At 66.1% G+C, this 16,973-nt stretch carries 15 protein-coding genes; 10 read left to right on the forward strand and 5 right to left on the reverse strand.

The window, feature by feature from the left end; all coding sequences use genetic code 11:
- Positions 1–11 precede the first annotated feature (11 nt).
- Genes BN60_RS08335 through BN60_RS08350 form a run of 4 tightly spaced genes read left to right on the forward strand, consistent with a single transcriptional unit; the run spans position 12 to position 3,037 of the window.
- Entirely contained in the window at positions 12–212 is a 201-nt protein-coding gene (locus BN60_RS08335) for a hypothetical protein (protein WP_020695565.1), read from the forward strand.
- A gap of 50 nt (positions 213–262) precedes the next feature.
- On the forward strand, positions 263–1,240 hold the full coding sequence (locus BN60_RS08340) for a Bug family tripartite tricarboxylate transporter substrate binding protein (protein WP_020695566.1): 978 nt from the start codon (positions 263–265) through the stop codon (positions 1,238–1,240).
- Between the two features lie 52 nt (positions 1,241–1,292).
- The gene (locus BN60_RS08345) at positions 1,293–2,267 is read left to right on the forward strand and encodes a Bug family tripartite tricarboxylate transporter substrate binding protein (protein WP_020695567.1); all 975 of its coding nucleotides are present in this window, start codon (positions 1,293–1,295) and stop codon (positions 2,265–2,267) included.
- Positions 2,268–2,281: 14 nt separating this feature from the next.
- Positions 2,282–3,037: a class II aldolase/adducin family protein gene (locus tag BN60_RS08350; protein WP_020695568.1), complete on the forward strand. Its 756-nt coding sequence runs from the start codon at positions 2,282–2,284 to the stop codon at positions 3,035–3,037.
- A 13-nt stretch (positions 3,038–3,050) separates the two neighbouring features.
- Here the strand turns inward: BN60_RS08350 and BN60_RS08355 are convergent, their stop codons facing one another.
- A complete protein-coding gene (locus BN60_RS08355; protein ID WP_020695569.1) occupies positions 3,051–4,661 on the reverse strand; it encodes a GMC family oxidoreductase in 1,611 nt (536 codons plus the stop codon).
- Between the two features lie 57 nt (positions 4,662–4,718).
- Between BN60_RS08355 and BN60_RS08360 the strand changes: the two genes are divergently transcribed.
- Entirely contained in the window at positions 4,719–5,951 is a 1,233-nt protein-coding gene (locus tag BN60_RS08360) for an MFS transporter (protein WP_020695570.1), read from the forward strand.
- Entirely contained in the window at positions 5,948–6,922 is a 975-nt protein-coding gene (locus BN60_RS08365; RefSeq protein WP_020695571.1) for an aldo/keto reductase, read from the forward strand. The genes BN60_RS08360 and BN60_RS08365 overlap by 4 nt, the downstream gene beginning before the upstream one ends.
- Positions 6,923–6,928: 6 nt before the next feature.
- Here the strand turns inward: BN60_RS08365 and BN60_RS08370 are convergent, their stop codons facing one another.
- On the reverse strand, positions 6,929–7,393 hold the full coding sequence (locus BN60_RS08370; RefSeq protein WP_020695572.1) for a YbaK/EbsC family protein: 465 nt from the start codon (positions 7,391–7,393) through the stop codon (positions 6,929–6,931).
- A gap of 113 nt (positions 7,394–7,506) precedes the next feature.
- On the opposite strand from BN60_RS08370, the gene BN60_RS08375 reads away from it, so the two are divergent.
- Together BN60_RS08375 and BN60_RS08380 are read left to right on the forward strand one after the other, a co-directional pair.
- The gene (locus BN60_RS08375) at positions 7,507–8,346 is read left to right on the forward strand and encodes an amidohydrolase family protein (protein WP_020695573.1); all 840 of its coding nucleotides are present in this window, start codon (positions 7,507–7,509) and stop codon (positions 8,344–8,346) included.
- Positions 8,343–8,798 carry an SRPBCC domain-containing protein gene (locus tag BN60_RS08380; RefSeq protein WP_020695574.1) on the forward strand — a complete coding sequence of 152 codons (456 nt, stop codon included), beginning with the start codon at positions 8,343–8,345 and terminating at the stop codon, positions 8,796–8,798. The genes BN60_RS08375 and BN60_RS08380 overlap by 4 nt, the downstream gene beginning before the upstream one ends.
- On the opposite strand, the gene BN60_RS08385 is transcribed toward BN60_RS08380, so the two are convergent.
- Complete coding sequence (locus BN60_RS08385) at positions 8,788–9,456, reverse strand: GNAT family N-acetyltransferase (protein WP_020695575.1); 669 nt, start codon at positions 9,454–9,456, stop codon at positions 8,788–8,790. The two genes, BN60_RS08380 and BN60_RS08385, sit on opposite strands and share 11 nt — an antisense overlap.
- Positions 9,457–9,562: 106 nt before the next feature.
- Here BN60_RS08385 and BN60_RS08390 point away from each other — a divergent pair, with 106 nt between their 5' ends.
- Positions 9,563–10,456 carry a LysR family transcriptional regulator gene (locus tag BN60_RS08390; RefSeq protein WP_020695576.1) on the forward strand — a complete coding sequence of 298 codons (894 nt, stop codon included), beginning with the start codon at positions 9,563–9,565 and terminating at the stop codon, positions 10,454–10,456.
- A 110-nt stretch (positions 10,457–10,566) separates the two neighbouring features.
- Positions 10,567–13,512, forward strand: a complete 2,946-nt coding sequence (locus tag BN60_RS08395) for a DUF4114 domain-containing protein (RefSeq protein WP_020695577.1) — start codon at positions 10,567–10,569, stop codon at positions 13,510–13,512.
- A gap of 12 nt (positions 13,513–13,524) precedes the next feature.
- Here BN60_RS08395 and bcp read toward each other — a convergent pair whose 3' ends face one another.
- Both bcp and BN60_RS08405 read right to left on the reverse strand, forming a co-directional pair.
- Positions 13,525–13,989: a thioredoxin-dependent thiol peroxidase gene (gene bcp / locus BN60_RS08400; protein ID WP_020695578.1), complete on the reverse strand. Its 465-nt coding sequence runs from the start codon at positions 13,987–13,989 to the stop codon at positions 13,525–13,527.
- Positions 13,986–16,943, reverse strand: a complete 2,958-nt coding sequence (locus BN60_RS08405) for a bifunctional [glutamine synthetase] adenylyltransferase/[glutamine synthetase]-adenylyl-L-tyrosine phosphorylase (RefSeq protein ID WP_051150107.1) — start codon at positions 16,941–16,943, stop codon at positions 13,986–13,988. Before BN60_RS08405 ends, bcp begins: the two co-directional genes overlap by 4 nt.
- Positions 16,944–16,973: the final 30 nt, after the last annotated feature.

Below are 16,973 nucleotides of genomic sequence, written 5' to 3' on the forward strand. Positions count from 1 at the left end.
AGGAGGGCGTTATGTGGTTCGTGTTCGAGGCTGAGTATGCAATCGAGGGCCGGCGTGCCAACTGGAACAAGCCGGTAATCGAGACGATGGCCTGGCACGGACCCTTTGCGACCGAGGCGGAGGCCGATGCCGTTGCGGTCGCCCGCATGTGGGCCAAGATCGACATCTACGCCCACAAGGCGCGGACCGTGGACATGACGGTGCGCGACTGACGCCTGCCGGTGTATGCTCCCGGGCAAAAGAGACTCCGGGAGCAAACGCCATGGGCAAGCAGAAGATTGGGCGCCGTCCTTTCATCTCGATGACGGCCGCGGGGCTGGTCGCGGCGCCCGCCATCGCCTCGGCGCAGAGCGATTGGCCGAGCCGGCAAATCCGCATCGTCATTCCTTACCCGCCGGGCGGCCCGTCCGATGTCACGACGCGGATCGTGCTGGAGCGGGCGGGCTCGATCCTGGGCCAGAGCATCCTGTTCGACAACAAGGGCGGCGCCAGCGGCGCGATCGGCGCGGAGCACGTCAAGAACACGGTGCCCGACGGCTACACGTTCCTCATGTCGACCACGGCCATGGTCTGCATCACGCAGCACCTGCAGCCGCTGCCCTACGATCCCGCCGCCGACTTCGTTCCGGTGGCACGGCACGCGACGTCCTGGATCGGCATGGGCATCAACCCGCAGGTGCCGTCGAACAACCTTCAGGAGTTCATCACCTACGCCAAGGCCAATCCCGGCAAGATCAACTTCGGATCGGCGGGGCTCGCCACGATCACCCAGCTCTATGGCGAGATCTTCAACATCGAGGCTGGCGTGAAGATGGTCCATGTGCCCTACAAGGGCAGCGCACCGGCGACCAACGACCTGCTGTCGGGCCAGATCCAGGTCCAGTTCGATCCGACGACCTTGCCGCATATCGCGGCTGGCCGCTTGAAGTGCTTCGCCATCGCCAGCGAGAAGCGCTGGCCGGGCCGGCTCGATATCCCGACCCTGAAGGAGCAGGGCTACGGCAAGATGGGCGGCGATGCCTGGTATGGCATCCTGGCGCCGCGAGGAACCAGCCCTGCCGTCGTCAACAAGATGAGCCGCGCGATCGGCGAGGCGGCGGCGATGCCGGACATCAACGAGAAGCTCGTCGCCAGCGGCAACTATCCGAGCTACCTCGAAGCCCTGGCGTTCCGCGAAACCATCGCCCGCGAAGCGCAATCCTTCGGCGAGATCATCAAGAAGGCCGGAATCAAGATTTGACGTGCGGCTCCGGTGTCTTGTTGCGTCGTCCGTTCGGCGCAACAATGACTACATGACTGGAACATCGCGCCGTATTCTTCTCAAGGCTGCCACGGCCAGCCTGGCTTTTCCCGCCATTGTCCGCGCTCAGGGGACCTGGCCCAACAAGCCGATCCGATGTGTCGTCGCGCTGCCGCCGGGCGGCGGTACGGATGCCATCGGACGGAAGGCCATGCAGCGCCTGTCGGAAGTGCTGGGCGTTCCCGTCGTTGTCGAGAACAAGCCCGGTGCCGGCGGAACGATCGGCAGCGATGTCGTCGCCAAGGCCGAACCGGATGGCTATACGCTCGGCATCGCAACGGCGAGCAGCCACGCGGCGGCGCCGGTGTTCCGCAAGGATCTCCCATACGACCCGGTAAAGTCGTTTACCGCCGTCACGCTGCTGGGCACCACGCCCTACATTCTGATCGGCGGGCCGGCCGCAGGTTCGAAGGACCTCGCGGGCTTCATTGCGGCCACCAAGGCCAATCCGGGCAAGGTTCCCTGCGCTTCGCTCGGCACCTCGACGCTCGGCTACCTGCTGACGAAGCAGTTCGAGTTGATCGCCGGCCTGAAGATGATCGACGTGCCCTACAAGGGGTCGGGCGTTGCCTATCCCGACCTGATGAACGGCACCGTTGCCGTGATGCTCGACAATCCTTCGGGCTCGGCTGGACTGGTGCGCGAGGGGCGGCTGACGGGGTTTGCCGTGACGCGCAAGTCGCCGGTGCTGCCGGACGTGCCGACCTTCGAGAGCCTGGGCGTGAAGGGCTTCGATGACGTCTTCTGGTATGGCGTCGTTGCCCCGGCCGGTCTGCCGCAGGAGATCGCGCAGCGCATCCAGAAGGCGCTGGCCGATGGCTTCCTCGTCGATCCGGGCCGCGCGGCGTTGCGGGCCATGGACGTCGAGCCCGTCATGTCGACCCCGCAGGAGTTCGCGAGTCTGATGGCGAAGCAGACCGCCGATCTGCGCGCGCTCGCGGATCGTCTCGGTATCAAGCCGGAATAAGAAAGGACAACACCATGGATGGCAGCACGAGCCCGGCCTTCAAGGTCAACGAACTGACACCCGATCCCAATGTCCAGTTCGATCCCAAGGTAACGAAGAGCTACGTTATCTACGCCCATCGCCTGGCCGCACGCGGGCTGGTCAACAGCAGCGTGGGTGGCATGGTGATCCGCGTCGCCCATCCCGATCACGCCGATGGCGTCTGCTACGCCAAGCCTCAAGGCATCAGCCTGGAGGAGGTGGAGGAAGATGATCTGGTGATCACCGACATCCCGTACGGCCGCATCCTGCGTGGCGAGCGGGCGACGACGGTGGGGCATCAGATGAATCGCGAGATCCTGCGCCTGCGGCCCGACGTCAACGCGGTGATCCATCTGCATCATGACGAGATGATCGCCTTCATGGCCGCCGGCTATGACCAGATCCGTTCGTTCAGTCTGACCTACGGCTACCTTATGCAGAAGCCGGCGCACTATCTGCCGGCCAGCATCAACGTCGAGGAGGATGTCGGACCGATCAAGACGTTCATCCAGGACACCAACTGCATCATCATGAAGCGTCACGGCTTCACGGTGCTTGGGCGCAGCGTGTCGGAAGCCTACCATCGCACCTGCGTGCTGGTGAGCGAGATCAAGCGCAACATCATCGTCGAGCAGCTCTGCGCGGCCAACGGCCGGACGCCGGAATACATCACCGACGAGGAACTGGCGCACATGTTCTCCCATGGCGACGCCGTGATGTACCCGAAGGTGGTCAAGAGGAACGGGTAAGGGCGGGCGGCTCTCAGACCGCCGCCATCCGCACCATATCCGCGCACTTCTCGCCGATCATGATCGATGGCGCGTTGGTGTTGCCGGCGACGATGTTCGGCATGATGGAGGCATCGGCAACCCGCAGGCCGGCGATGCCGTGGACCTTGAGCTGCGGATCGACCACGTCGTCGGGGCCGTGGCCCATGCGGCAGGTGCCGACGGGATGCAGGTTGGAGACGCCGGTGCTGCGCAGGTAATCGCGCAGTGCAGGTTCCTCGGCGACGCCGGGACCCGGCATGATCTCTTCGACGACGAACGGCTTCAGCGCCGGCTGCCTCCCGATCTCGCGGCAGAGGCGCATGCCCTGGAGCATGGCGTTCCAGTCGTTGGCGGTCCGCAGGAAGTTGAACCTGATCTCGGGCGCGGCCATTGGATCGGCCGACTTCAGCCGCACCGTGCCGCGGCCATCGGGACGCAGATGCACGGGGCTGAGGCCAAAGGCGGAGAAGGGCTGGGCCTGCACGCCGTTGCGGTCGCGGGTCTTGATGGCCCAGGCGAACATATTGATCTGCAGGTCGGGCCGCTCCAGCCGCTTGTCGCTGCGCACCATGGCGCCGACATAGAGGCCCATGCTGGCGAGCGGCCCGGTGCGGCCGAGCGCATACATCGCGCCGGCGAGGAGGCGACGCGGCAGGCTGTTCGCCAGGTCGTTCATGGTGACCGCCTGGCTGCACTTGTAGGCGATGTAGGTGTTGAAGTGATCGTGCAGGTGGCTGCCCACGCCCGGCATGTCCCTGACGACGTCGATGCCGTGCTGCTTGAGATGCTCGGCCGGGCCGAGGCCTGACAGCAGGAGGAGCTGCGGCGAGCCATAGACGCCGCCGGAGACGATTACCTCGCGATTGGCCCGCGCCGTCTGCAGGCCGGCCGGTGTCCTGTATTCGACGCCGACGGCGCGGCCGTTTTCGATCAGCACCCTGGTGGCATGGGCCGAGGTCGCAATCGTGAGGTTCCGGCGCTTCTTCGCCTCGCGCAGATAGGCCCGTGCGCTCGACCAGCGCCGCGCCTTGTTGATGGTGGTCTGGTAGTAGCCGACGCCTTCCTGCGTCGCGCCGTTGAAGTCGGGGTTGGCCGGGATGCCGGCCTCGACCGCGGCGTCGTGCATCGCCTTGGCCAGCGTCGGCTGCCAGCGATGATCCTGGACCTTGAGCGGGCCGCCGGTGCCGTGGAATGCGTCGGCGCCGCGTTCATTGTCTTCGGCGCGCTTGAAGTAGGGGAGGACGGAGTCGTAGTCCCAACCCTCGCAGCCACGTTGTCTCCACTCGTCGTAGTCGGCGGCGTTGCCGCGCATGTAGACCATGCCGTTGATCGAGCTGGTGCCGCCCAGCACCTTGCCGCGCGGCTGGTACATGATGCGGTTGTTCAGTTCGGGCTCCGGCTCGCTGTCGAACATCCAGTTGACCTTCGGATTGTTGAAGGTCTTGTGATAGCCGAGCGGCACATGGATCCACGGATAGGTGTCGCTGGGACCCGCTTCGAGCAGGAGCACCGAGTAGCGGCCGTCCTCGCTCAGCCTGCCGGCGACGGCGCAGCCGGCCGAGCCTGCGCCGGTGACGATGAAATCGAATTTTCCCCCGTCCATGTCGCAGAGCGTACCGTCTCGCGGGAGAGCGCGCGACTCCCGCCGCATCGCCATGCCATGCTGGGCGAAATGGAAGACGGCAGCAGGACCCCGGCGATCTTCGACCTCTATCTCGCCCTCGGTGCGATGACGGTCCAGCAGACCTTCGCGACGATGGGACGCTCGACCGTGCCGCTTATCGCCGCCGCCATCGTCGCGGATCTCCACATAGATCCGGCGCTGGTCGGCATCTATCTCGCCATCGGCTCCGTTGCGGCCTTCATCACCACCATGGGATGCGGCGGCTTCATCCAGCGCTATGGCGCGCTGCGCATGACCCAGGTCGGCATGCTGGCCCTGGGGGCAGGCCTCGCGGTGGTGGTGTCCGGCTGGCTGGCCTTGTTCGCCGTCGGCGCCTTCGTCGGCGGCCTGGGGCAGGCGCTGTCGACGCCCTCCAGTTCGCATCTGCTGGGCCGGCTCTCGCCGAAACATCTGGCGCCGCTCGTCTTCTCGATCAAGCAGACCGGCGTTCCGGTGGGCCTGATGCTGGCCGGCGTCGTGGCGCCGGCGCTGGCCACAGAAGCCGGCTGGCGCACGGCGCTTCTGGTTGTCGCCGGCATCTGCGTCCTGACCGTTATCGCGCTGCAGCCGTTGCGCGGGCGCTTCGATACCGACCGCAATCCCAACCAGCCGCTGTCGCCGGCCGATATCCGGGCCAACGTCGCGAGCGTCGTGCGCAATCCGGCGCTGCGCGCACTCTGCCTGGCGATGTTCAGTTTCGTCGGTCTGCAGACGCTCTTCACCGGCTTCTTCGTGCTCTATCTCGTGCGCGGGCTCGGCTACGACCTGGAACGCGCCGGCTTCGTCTTCGCCATTGCCGTGGCCGTGGCCGTGCCGGCCCGCATCGGATGGGGCTGGCTGGCGTCGCGGTTCGTGAAGCCGGCGACGTTGCTGGCGGTGCTGGGCGTGGGCATGGCGGCGGCCGCGGCGCTGACCGCCAGCATCGATCCTGCATGGCCCACCTGGGTCGCCGCGGTGATCGCCACGTTGTTGAGCGTCACCGCCGTGAGCTGGCACGGCGTCCTGCTGGCCGAGGTGGCAAGGCTCTCGCCGCCCGGCCGCATCGGCGCCACCACCGGCGCCGTGCTGGCGTTCGGCGATGCGGGCGCATTGCTCCTGCCGCTGCTGTTCAGCGCGGCGCTCACGCTCACCGGCGGCTACGCCACGGGCTTCCTGATCGGCGGCGGGCTGGCGCTGATCGTCGGAGGGCTGGGCCTGCACCAGCGGCTTCGTGCTAGCATCACGCCATGAAGACCAAGCTCCTCGGCCGTACCGGCATCTCCGTCTCGCAACTCTGCTTCGGCACCATGTCCTTCGGCGGCGACGCCGACGAAGCCACTTCCGCCGCGATGTACAAGGCAGTCCGCGACGCCGGCATCAACTTCTTCGACTCGGCCAACGAGTACAACAAGGGCAGGTCCGAGGAGATTCTGGGCCGCCTCGCCAAGGATCATCGCGACGATCTCGTCATCACCACCAAGTGCTTCAATCCGACCGGCCCCGACGTCAACGCCCGCGGCGCCAACCGCCGCCATGTCGCCAAGGCGGTCGAGGCGAGCCTGAGGCGCCTGCAGACCGACCGGATCGACGTGCTGTTCCTGCACCGCTTCGATCAGGTGACGCCGATCGACGAGATGATGCGCGCCCTCGAAGACCTCGTGCGCTCCGGCAAGGTGATCTATCCCGCCGTCAGCAACTGGTCGGCGTGGCAGACGCAGCGCGCGGTCGACATCCAGGAGCGGCACAACTGGGCGCGTCTGCAGGTCGTGCAGCCGATGTACAACCTCGTGAAGCGCCAGGCCGAGGTCGAGATCCTGCCGATGGCGGCGGCCAACGGCATCGGCGTCATTCCCTACAGCCCGGCCGCAGCGGGGCTGCTCTCGGGCAAGTATCTCGGCCAGGCGTCGGGCCGGCTCAAGACCAACAAGATGTACGAGGCGCGCTACGGCGAGGCCTGGGCTTTCGAGGTCGCGGAGAAATACGTGGCCTTCTGCAAGCAGAAGGGCCTGCATCCTGTCAGCGCCGCCATCGCCTGGGTGGGCGCGCATCCGGCGATCACTGCGCCGATCGTGGGCGCCCGCAATCTCGACCAGCTCAAGGACTCGCTGGCCTCGGTGAAGGTCGACATGACACCGGAGCTCTATCGCGAGATCGCCGATCTGTCGCGCACGCCGCCGCCGGCCACCGACCGGCTGGAGGAACAGAAGGTGGCGCGAGGCTGACGCGTCTCAGCCCCGATCGCAGACGTCGACCCATTCGGCGTTGACCAAGGCGGCCATGCGGTCCGGGCTGATCCGCAGGGCGGAGTTCGTGGAGCCGGCAGCCGGCACGACCTCGTCGAATTCCTTGAGCGAGACGTCGCAATAGACGGGCAGGGGCGTCGCGAGCCCGAACGGGCAGACGCCGCCCACCGGATGGCCGGTCAAGGCCACGACCTCGTCCTGTCCCAGCATGCGCGGCTTGCCGCCCAGCACATCCTTGATCTTGCGATTGTTCAGCCGCGCATCGCCTGCCGTCACGATCAGGAACGTGCGGTCCTTGATCCTGAGCGACAGCGTCTTGGCGATCTGCGCCGGCGCAACGCCATGGCCCCTCGCGGCCATCTCGACCGTGGCGGTGCTGGCATCGAGTTCGACGATGGAGATGTCGGGCGCGTGTGCGGCGAAGAACGCACGCACGGTCTCTACGCTCATGTCTGTGCAACCTTGCTATGTCGTCATGCCCTTGAACATCGGGGCGGGGCAACTTAGCGTCGCGCTCCACAAGAGGTAAGAGCCCAGCGAGTGGGTTAGAGGGAAGGACACACATGCCGACGATCGACGCCCAGGTCCATTGCTACGAACGCAATCATCCGGGCCGGCCTTGGGCGGCAGTGCTCGCGGGGCCGCCCGAAGTCACTGCCGAAGACATGATCAAGGCGATGGACGAGGTCGGCGTCGACGGCGCTCTGCTGGTCTCCGTCTACACGATGTATCGCTGGGACGAGAGCTACGCCGTCGCGGTGCAGAAGGCCCATCCAGGTCGCTTCGGCGTCATCAAGCCAGTGAACGCCAACGACCCCAAGGTCGCCGACACGATTGCGGACTGGGCGGCGATGGACGGCACGGTGGCCATCCGCATCATGTTCACGCCGGAGATTTCGACCGACGCCGCCGATCCCGGCATCAACCGCGTGCTGGCCGCGGCGGCGAAGCACGATCTGCCGGTGAACCTGATGGCACGCGGCCGCCTGGAACAGGTCGCGGAGCTTGCCAAGCGCAACCCGAACACGACGCTGGTCATCGACCACCTGGGCCTCGAACAGCCCTTTGCGCCGCCGGCCCCGCCGCAGCCATGGCAGGAACTACCGAAGCTTCTGGCACTCGCCGCGCATCCCAATGTCGTGGTCAAGATCACCGGCGCCTGCACGCTCAGCCACGAGAAGTTCCCCTACAAGGATATCTGGGATCCGCTCGGCCGCATCTTCGATGCCTTCAGCCTCGACCGCTGCATGTGGGGAACCGACTGGACGCGCGCGGTGGCGCTGCTCACCTACAAGGAAGGCGTCGATGCCTTCCGTGTCACAGATCGCCTCTCCGACAGCGACCGTGCCGTGCTGATGGGCGGCTCGCTGCAAAAGATCTACGGCTGGTCGCCGAAGAAATGACGCTCGCCGTCTCGCGGATCATCAAGGCAAGCCCGCGAGCGCTCTATCGGGCGTTCCTCGATCCGAAGTCGGTCGCCACGTGGCGGCCGCCGGCAGGCATGACGGCCCGCATCTTCGCCTTCGATGCCCGCGAAGGCGGCGGCTATCGGATGGCGTTCGATTACTCGGCCGACGACCGTTCCGTGCGTGGCAAGACCTCGGAACATTCCGACGGCTTCGAGGGGCGCTTCGCGAAGCTGGACCCGGACCGTTGCATCGTCGAGGAGATCGACTTCGAGTCCGACGATCCCGACTTCAGGGGCACAATGCGCCTGACCACGACCTTCGAGCCCGTCGCCGCCGGAACCAGGGTGACCGTGCTTTGCGAGAATGCGCCCGCAGGCATCAAGGACAGCGATCACCGGGTCGGCATCGAATCGAGCCTGGCCAACCTCGCGGCCTTCACGGAGTAGGCAGGCTCGTACTGCCGCCGCAGAGCGGTCGCTGCATCAGCACCGAGTCGACCCAGCGTCCGAACTTGAAGCCGACGCCATCGAGCGTGCCGATCTGGCGAAACCCCTGGCTGGCATGCAGGCTGATGGAGCCCGCATTGCCGCTGTCGCCGATGACGGCCAGCATCTGGCGCCAGGGGCCGGCTTCGCAGCGCTTGATCAGCATTGCGAGCAAGGCGCGGCCGATGCCGTGGCCCGCCAGCCCGTCGCGGACATAGACCGAGTCCTCGATCGTGTGGCGATAGGCGGGACGGGGACGGTAGCTCGACGCGTAGCTGTAGCCCACGACGCGGCCATCCATCTCGGCCACGAGGTAGGGCAGGTCGAGCTTCAGGACGCTCTCGCGCCGGCCGATCATCTCGGTGACCGTCGGCGCAGTCTCCTCGAAGCTCGCCAGCCCATGCCGCACATGGTGGGCATAGATCTCCTGGACAAAGGTCATGTCGGCTTCACGTGCATCGCGCACGACCACCGCCGTTTTCATCATCGGGCCTCCCGAAAGCACCTGCTGCCGCGTGAGGCCGATATCGGCCAGCAGGCGGTCGTCGAGATTTCTGAGCGCCGCCCGCTGCCGGGTGCGCGACCAGGGTGAACCGCCGATGAAACGAGCGATCTCCACGATGACATCTCCAAGTGAACAGCTACGCGACATGGGCGCAATCTGCTGCTGCCGGTGACATAAGGGAAATCTTGTCATTTTATGCGATCCATAAGAGAATTTTTGGATGCGCGGTCTCAATCTCGACCATGTCCGGGCCTTCACCGAAGTGGCGCGACTCGGCACATTCTCGGCGGCGGCCGAACAGCTCAACCTGACGCAGCCCGCGATCAGCCAGCAGATCGCCCAACTCGAGAAGCGGCTCGGCGTGACGCTGGTCGAACGACTGGGGCGCCGCGCCACGCCGACAGCGGCCGGCTTCGAACTGCTCGACCATGCCGCGCGCATCGACGGCGCGGTGACGGCCGCGCTGGAGCAGCTCGCGCACTACAAGAGCGGCGAGGTTGGCCGTGTGCGTCTGGGGACGGGCGCCACGGCGGCGATCTTCCGCCTGCCGCAGATGCTGCGCCGCCTGCGCCAGCGCCTGCCGTCGCTCGAAATCACCATCGCCACGGGCAACACCTCCGATATCGTGAAGGCCGTGCAGGACAATGCGCTCGACGTTGCTCTGGTCACGCTGCCGGCCGGCGGCCGCAATCTCGAGGTGACGCCGGTGCTGGACGACGAGTTCGTCGCAGTGACCTCGCGCGAGGGCGTGAAGCTGCCGGCGCGCGTCACGCCCGAAGTGATGGCGCGTTTGCCGGTGATCATGTTCGAGCCGGGCGGCCAGACGCGACTGGTGACCGATCAATGGTTCTTTCAGGGTGGCGTCGAACTCCGGCCCAGCATGTCGCTGGGCAGCGTGGAGGCGATCAAGCGGCTGGTCGGCGTAGGGCTGGGCTGTGCGATCTTGCCGGCCGTGGCGTTGCGAGAGCCAGGCGATCGCGCGCGCCTCGTGGTGCGCCGCCTGACGCCCAGGCTCTATCGCAAGCTCGCCATCGTAGTCCGTCGCGACAAGGTCCTGCAGCGGGGATTGCGCGAGACGGTGAAGGCCCTGCACGAGCTGGCCGAAAAATCCTGAGCGGACGTTTCGGTCCAAGCCTCAGTGAGACTGCACGATGTTGGCGATGACGGAGAGATCGACCCTACGATAAGGAAAGCGACGCGTTCCTCGGAGTAGGTGAGTCACCCATGGCCAATGTCGTCATTGCCAATTCGACGTTCCTCGACATGACCAGCCACGGGATGACGACGGCGACCAGCGTCGCCGAAGCCTACGGCCTCACCGGCACACCCATCCCGACCACCGCCACGATCAATGTTGCGCTGGTCCTGGAGCGGGCCAACGACCCGACGGCGCTTCTCAACAGCGACTGGGGCACACGCCAGCAACAGTTCGAGCAGCTCGACAACGACAGCGCCCTGTGGTCGACCTATGGCGCTGCGACGGAGAACTACACCGCCGTCACAAATGCCTTGAACGACATGGGCATCCCCATCGTGGGCGATGCCAGCGGTACTGGCGGCTACATCACGTCGCAAGACTCGCGCACGATCTGGGTCTCGCTCACGCCCGAGAACTTCCAGACCCTGTTCGGCACGACGGGCTATCAGACGGCCTCTCTCGAACAAGGCGGCATGTTCTACTGGGAGGGTCACCTCTCGCTGCCGGAGGGCATGGACGTCGCGGGCCTGTGGTTCGATGCACCGCCGGTCTGGGGAACGGAGCCGGGGACCTCGAACCTTGCCGGAGAGGCGTCGGTGTCGCCGCCGAAGGGCGCGCTCAGCATCGGCAACTCGCTGTCGAACAATCCGTCGACGCAGTATCCCAACGAAATCGCCGAGAATTTCTACAACTTCCCGCTGACGGGGAAGGATGTGCCGACGGCCACCGTCGGGCTGGTCGAACCGGGCATTGGCGGCGCGTTGCCACCGGGATCCGACTACACCCTTCAGGAAGGGCTGAACTCGTACCTTCGGAGCGCCGGCATCGACAAGGACGGCGAGTTCTACGTCGTCGCGAAGAACGGCGAGAGGTACAGCTGGGGCGATCCCGATGTTTCAAATCCCGGCGAACGGTCTCTCGACCTCGGCGTCGTCGCCGCCATCAATCCCTACGGCAAGGTCGGTCTCTATGCCGGATCTGGCTTTGCACCCGAGGGGGGCGCCTACGCGAACTCATATACCGCCTATCAATCGTCGTTCTGGGATCAGACCAACAATCCGGCAGCGGTCTCCTCGTCCTTCAGTATCATTTCGCAGTCGGCACCGGACTCGCCCTTCGCATTCGCGGTCCGGGAACTTTTCGTGGACGCGGCTCTGCGCAACGTCTCGACCTTCATTGCCAACAACGACTGGGGGTCGAGCTACAGTTTCTCCAACGGCCTCGCCAACCAGAACGCCAACCTGAGTTCGCCTTACGCTGTTCTCGTCGGCGGCACCTCCATCACCACGGTTGCCGCAGCGCCACACGATCCGACGGTCGCGCACGAGCCGTCTCCGTCGCAGTCGGTCTATGGCCAGGCGATGGCTGGGCACATGTCGATGCTGTGGCGGCTGATCGAAGGCGGCCTCACGCAGTTGCCGAGCGGCGTTTCCGGAACCGACGCGACGCAGACGACCTTGCTTGAATCGGTGTGGAACAGCTACGTCATCGGCAACAACAACGTCATCGGGCCGGAGGGCGGTCTGGAGGCCGCTGCCGGAAGCGACGGCGGCGTGGATACGACGCAGCCGACGCCCTGGTATCAGACGGCCTTCGGCCTCACGCCGACCTCGGCCAATCCGGGAGGCGGCACCGGCCGCGGGGCGCCGGACGTCGCCGCGAATGCCGGCGGCAACATGTTCTATCTCGCGCCCGGCGATACCATGCAGCCCGGCGACATCTGGGAAGATCTGGGGACCAGCGCCGCCACGCCGCTCTGGGCGTCGCTGGCGGCGCAGATCACCACAATCTTCGGCGATCAGGGCCTGCCCAGCCTCGGCTACATGAACGACCTGCTTTACACCGCGGCCGCGATAGCTCCCGCGTCGTTCAACGACATCACCTTCGGCAACAACGTCACATCGTACTACTACGACAACGATGGCCAGTATTCGAGCGGCGGCTGGCCTGTCACCTTGACAGGCTTCGGCTATTCGGCGGCGCCGGGCTACGATCTGACGACGGGGCTCGGGACGCCGAACGGGACGTTGCTGGCGCGCGCACTCACGACGATCGCTCACGAGCAGTACACCTACGGCTCGACGCCCGACGTGCTCGACCAGACCGGGGCCGGTGGCTGGACGACACCCGTCAGCGAGTCGCTGCTCGTCCAATCGATGTCGAGCAGGAATGCCGCCATCGACGTGACGGCCGGCGAGCACAGCCTGACCTTCGGCAGCGGCGTTTCGTCGGCCTTCGCCTGGACGAGCCAGCTCGCGCAGCAGTCGCTGCAGGCCGATTTCGATCCGCAGCTCGTTCGCCTGTTCGACAAGCAGACGCATGGCTGGGTAGGGCAGTCGTCGGCTGCGGCCGACGGCAGCTTGTCCGTGGAGATCAACGGCACCTCGACCACCACGCCGCGCGGAACGCTGACCAACGATTTCGGCTTCGTCGACTTCGTTGCCAACGACGGCAACACCGTCGTTCGAGTCGCCTCTGCCGTGGCCGTTGCGGAGACTGTCGGCAACGCCAGCGACCAACAGGCCGTGGTGCGTATCCGCCAGAACGGCGAGGATTCGCTCTCTCTGACTTTCTATCGCGTCGACGACCATAACGGCACCATCGGCGGCCTTCGGCCGGGAGAGGCAGGCTATGCCGAGGCTGCCCTGGGACGGGCCTACACGACGAGCACGGGCGGAACGTCGATCGCCGGGCCGGGCTATGGCAATTACGGTCAAGCGATGCTGACGAATGTCGATGCAGGCAACATCATCGCCATGCACCTCGTGAACGACACGTCGGGAGAGTCGTTCTGGGCGTTCTCGGAGGCCAACGAAGCCAATGCCAGCGGCGGCCATGTCGGCCACCTTTGGAACTACGGCGTCAACACCTGGGGCTGGGAAGACACCTACGGCGGCGGCGACCGCGACTACAACGACCTGGTGGTCCAGCTCGACTTCACCAGTGCGTCAGGGAACGGCTGGCTGGTCTGATCGGGGCGCACACTAAAGCGCGGCCAGCGCCTCGCGCACTTCGTCGACGTGGCCCTTCACCTTGACCTTGTGCCAGACCTTGCGGACGACGCCGTCCTTGTCGATCAGGAAGGTCGCGCGGTCGATGCCCATGTACTTGCGGCCATAGAGGCTCTTCTCGATCCACGTCCCGTACTTCTCGCAGATCTTGCCGTCCTCGTCTGAGACCAGCGGGAAGTTGAGGTCGTACTTGGCCTTGAACTTGTCGTGGCGGGCGACGCTGTCCTTCGAGACGCCGACGATCTGGGCCTTCAGCTTCTTGAAGTCCGGCGCGGCGTCGCGAAAGCCGCAGGCCTCCGTGGTGCAGCCCGGCGTGTCGTCCTTGGGATAGAAGTAGAGCACCACCGGCTTGCCGCGCAGTTCGGAAAGCTTGAGCTTCTTGCCGCCATCGGTGGGGGCGGTGAAATCCGGGGCCTTCTTGCCTTCCTCGACGCTCATCGTTCGCTTCCTTTGCCTTCCTTGCGGGGTACCCAGCCGGCGGCGCGGGCTGGTGCCTCGACGATACGCTCGTATATAGCACGCACGGAGTCGGCTTCGCGGCCGATCCGTATCTGCAGGTCGCCGAGGTCGGTCGCGCCTTCGGTTGCCGCGATCAGGCGCCGCTGGCCCTCGGGCGCTTTCGTTTCGTCGAACGCGGCTTCGTCGCCGTTCAGGGTGAGCCGCAATAGGCTCTGCACGTCCGACAGCAGGGTGCGCGTGGCGCACAAACGCTCGGCATCCTCAGCAGCGATGAGGCCGGCGGCCGCCATGCGCTGCAGCATCTCGGCGGGATGCGGATCGAGGATGTCGGGACGCTCCGGAGCGTGATGCAGCGCCAGGTACTGCGCCACGAAGTCGATGTCGAACAGGCCGCCGCGCAGATGCTTGAAGTCCCAGGTGCTCTTGGGCGGCGCGTGCTGGGCGATGCGGTCGCGCATGTCGGCCACGTCGCGCACGAGCGTCGCGGGATCGCGCGTCCGGCAGAGGGTTGCCCTCACGATCTCGGTGAGCCGTCCGACTAGCGCCGTCGGGCCATGGATCACGCGCATCCTCGTCAGCGCCATGTGTTCCCAGGTCCAGGCGGACTGCGCGTGATAGGTCTCGAAGCCTTCCAGCGAATTGGCGAGCGGCCCGGCGCGACCCGACGGGCGCAGCCGCATGTCTACCTCGTAGAGCGCGCCTTCGTTGGTATGGGCGGTGAGCGCCGTCACGATCTTCTGGCTGAGCCGTGTGTAGTATTGGATGGGCGACAGCGGCTGGGCACCGTCCGACACTTCCATGCCATCGGGAATGTCGTAGACGAAAATCAGGTCGAGGTCGGAGGTCGCCGACATTTCGCGGCTGCCGAGCTTGCCCAGGCCCAGCACGGCCAGCCGCTGGCCCTGGAAGCCGCCATGGGTGTCGGCGAAGCGTTGCTCGACCCGGTCGCAGAGCGCCGAGATCGAGGCGGCGGCGATGTCGGAGTAGGCGAAGCCTGCTTCGGCGGGTTTCACGATGCGCTTGAGCTGCTGGACGCCTACCTGGAAGCGGCGGTCGTTGGTCCAGCGCCGCGCGAGATCGAGAATGTCCTGCTCGTGATCGACGCGCGCCAGTATCGCGCCGAGCTCCGCAGTCATTTCCGCCGCCGGCGGCAAGGGCCGGTAGAAATCCGGCGAGAGCACGGAATCGAGGAGGAGGGCGCGTCGCGAAAGGTGGGCGGCGAGGCCGGGTGCGCTGCCCATGATGGTCGCCAGCAGTTCGAGCAACGCCGGGTTGGCCTTGAACAGCGAGAAGAGCTGCACGCCCGCCGGCAGGTTGCCGAGGAAGAGGTCGAAGTTCAGCAACGCCTGGTCGGGCGACGCGGTCTCGCCCAGGGATTTCAGCAGGCCCGGCATCAGCTCGGTGAGCAGTTCGCGGGCGCGGGCGGTCGCCGTCGAACGGTAGCGGCCGTGATGCCAGCGCCGCACGATCGCCGCCGCGGCGGAGGCGTCGCGGAAGCCCAGTCCCTTCAGGGTCTCGAGCGTGCCGGGGTCGTCGTCCGTGCCGGTGAAGACCAGATTGCCGCCGGGACCGGCCAGGCTCGGTGCTTCCTCGAACAGATGGGCGTAGTGGCTCTCCACGAGACGCAGTGTATTTAGAAGTTCGGCCTGAAACGTCATCGGGTCGTCGTAGCCCAGGAAGGTCGCGACGGCCGCGATGCCGGCCTCGTCGGACGGCAGCGAATGGGTCTGGCGGTCGTCGATCATCTGCAGGCGATGCTCGACGCGGCGCAGGAAGCCGTAGGCCTCGATCAGTTCCTCCGTTGCGCGCGACGTCACATGGCCGGCGGCGGCGAGGGCGCGCAGCGTCTCGCAGGTTCCGCGCAGGCGCAGCGAGGGATTGCGGCCGCCGAAGATGAGCTGCTGGGTCTGGGCGAAGAACTCGATCTCGCGGATGCCGCCGCGGCCCAGCTTCACGTTGTGACCCAGCACCTTGATCGTGCCGCCGCCGCGATGGGCGTCGATCTGGCGCTTGATCGAATGGATGTCGTGGATCGCCGCGAAGTCGAGGTGCTTGCGCCAAATATAGGGTGTCATGTCCTTGAGGAAGGCCGCGCCGACCGCGCGATTTCCGGCCACCGGATGCGCCTTGATCATGGCCGCGCGTTCCCAGTTCTGGCCGACGCTCTCGTAGTAGAGTTCCGCCGCCTGCACCGACATGGCGAGCGGCGTCGATCCGGGATCGGGGCGCAGCCGGAGGTCGGTGCGGAAGATGTAGCCGTCGGCCGACGCTTCCGACATGAGCTGCACCAGGAGCCGGGCGCCGCGCACGAAATGGCGGGAGAGCTGCTCGTTCTCGGCCACCGCCGGCGCGTCGCGGTCGTAGAGCAGGATCAGGTCGATGTCGCTCGAATAGTTGAGTTCGCCGGCGCCGAGTTTCCCCATGCCGAGCACCGTGAAGGCGGCGGCCTGCGGATCGTTGCCGATGCCCAGCTGCCCGTCGCGGGCAAGCTGCAGGAGAATGGAATCGGTGAGGGCGTCCAGGCAGCCCGAGGCGAAGGAACTGAGCGCGCCGGTTACGCGGTCGAGCGGCCACTCCCCGGCGATATCGGCCACGGCCACGGTCAGCGCCACGCGCCGCTTCAGCCGCCGCAGGGTGGCCGCGATCGCCTCGGGCGTGGCCCCCGATCGTGCCTCGTCGTGAGTTGCGGCAAGTTGGGCCATCAGCCCGGCAAACGCCGCATCCGGCCCATGGCGCCACAGATCGGTCATAAAATCGGGGTTCTGTAGCGCCGTCTCCGTCAGATACGGACTGTTACCGAACAGTGCGTCGAGCAGGGCGACGCCGGTTGCGTCGTCGGGCGGTGCGGTGCGCTCTTTCCAGCGCGTCCACGCCACGCTCTGCCGTTCGGAATCGTGCGGTCGCGGCAGGCGGGTCATCGAAAACCAAGACATTCAATACGTCGACAGTTAAATTGTTCTTGT

The organism is Reyranella massiliensis 521 (assembly GCF_000312425.1).
GTDB lineage: Bacteria > Pseudomonadota > Alphaproteobacteria > Reyranellales > Reyranellaceae > Reyranella > Reyranella massiliensis.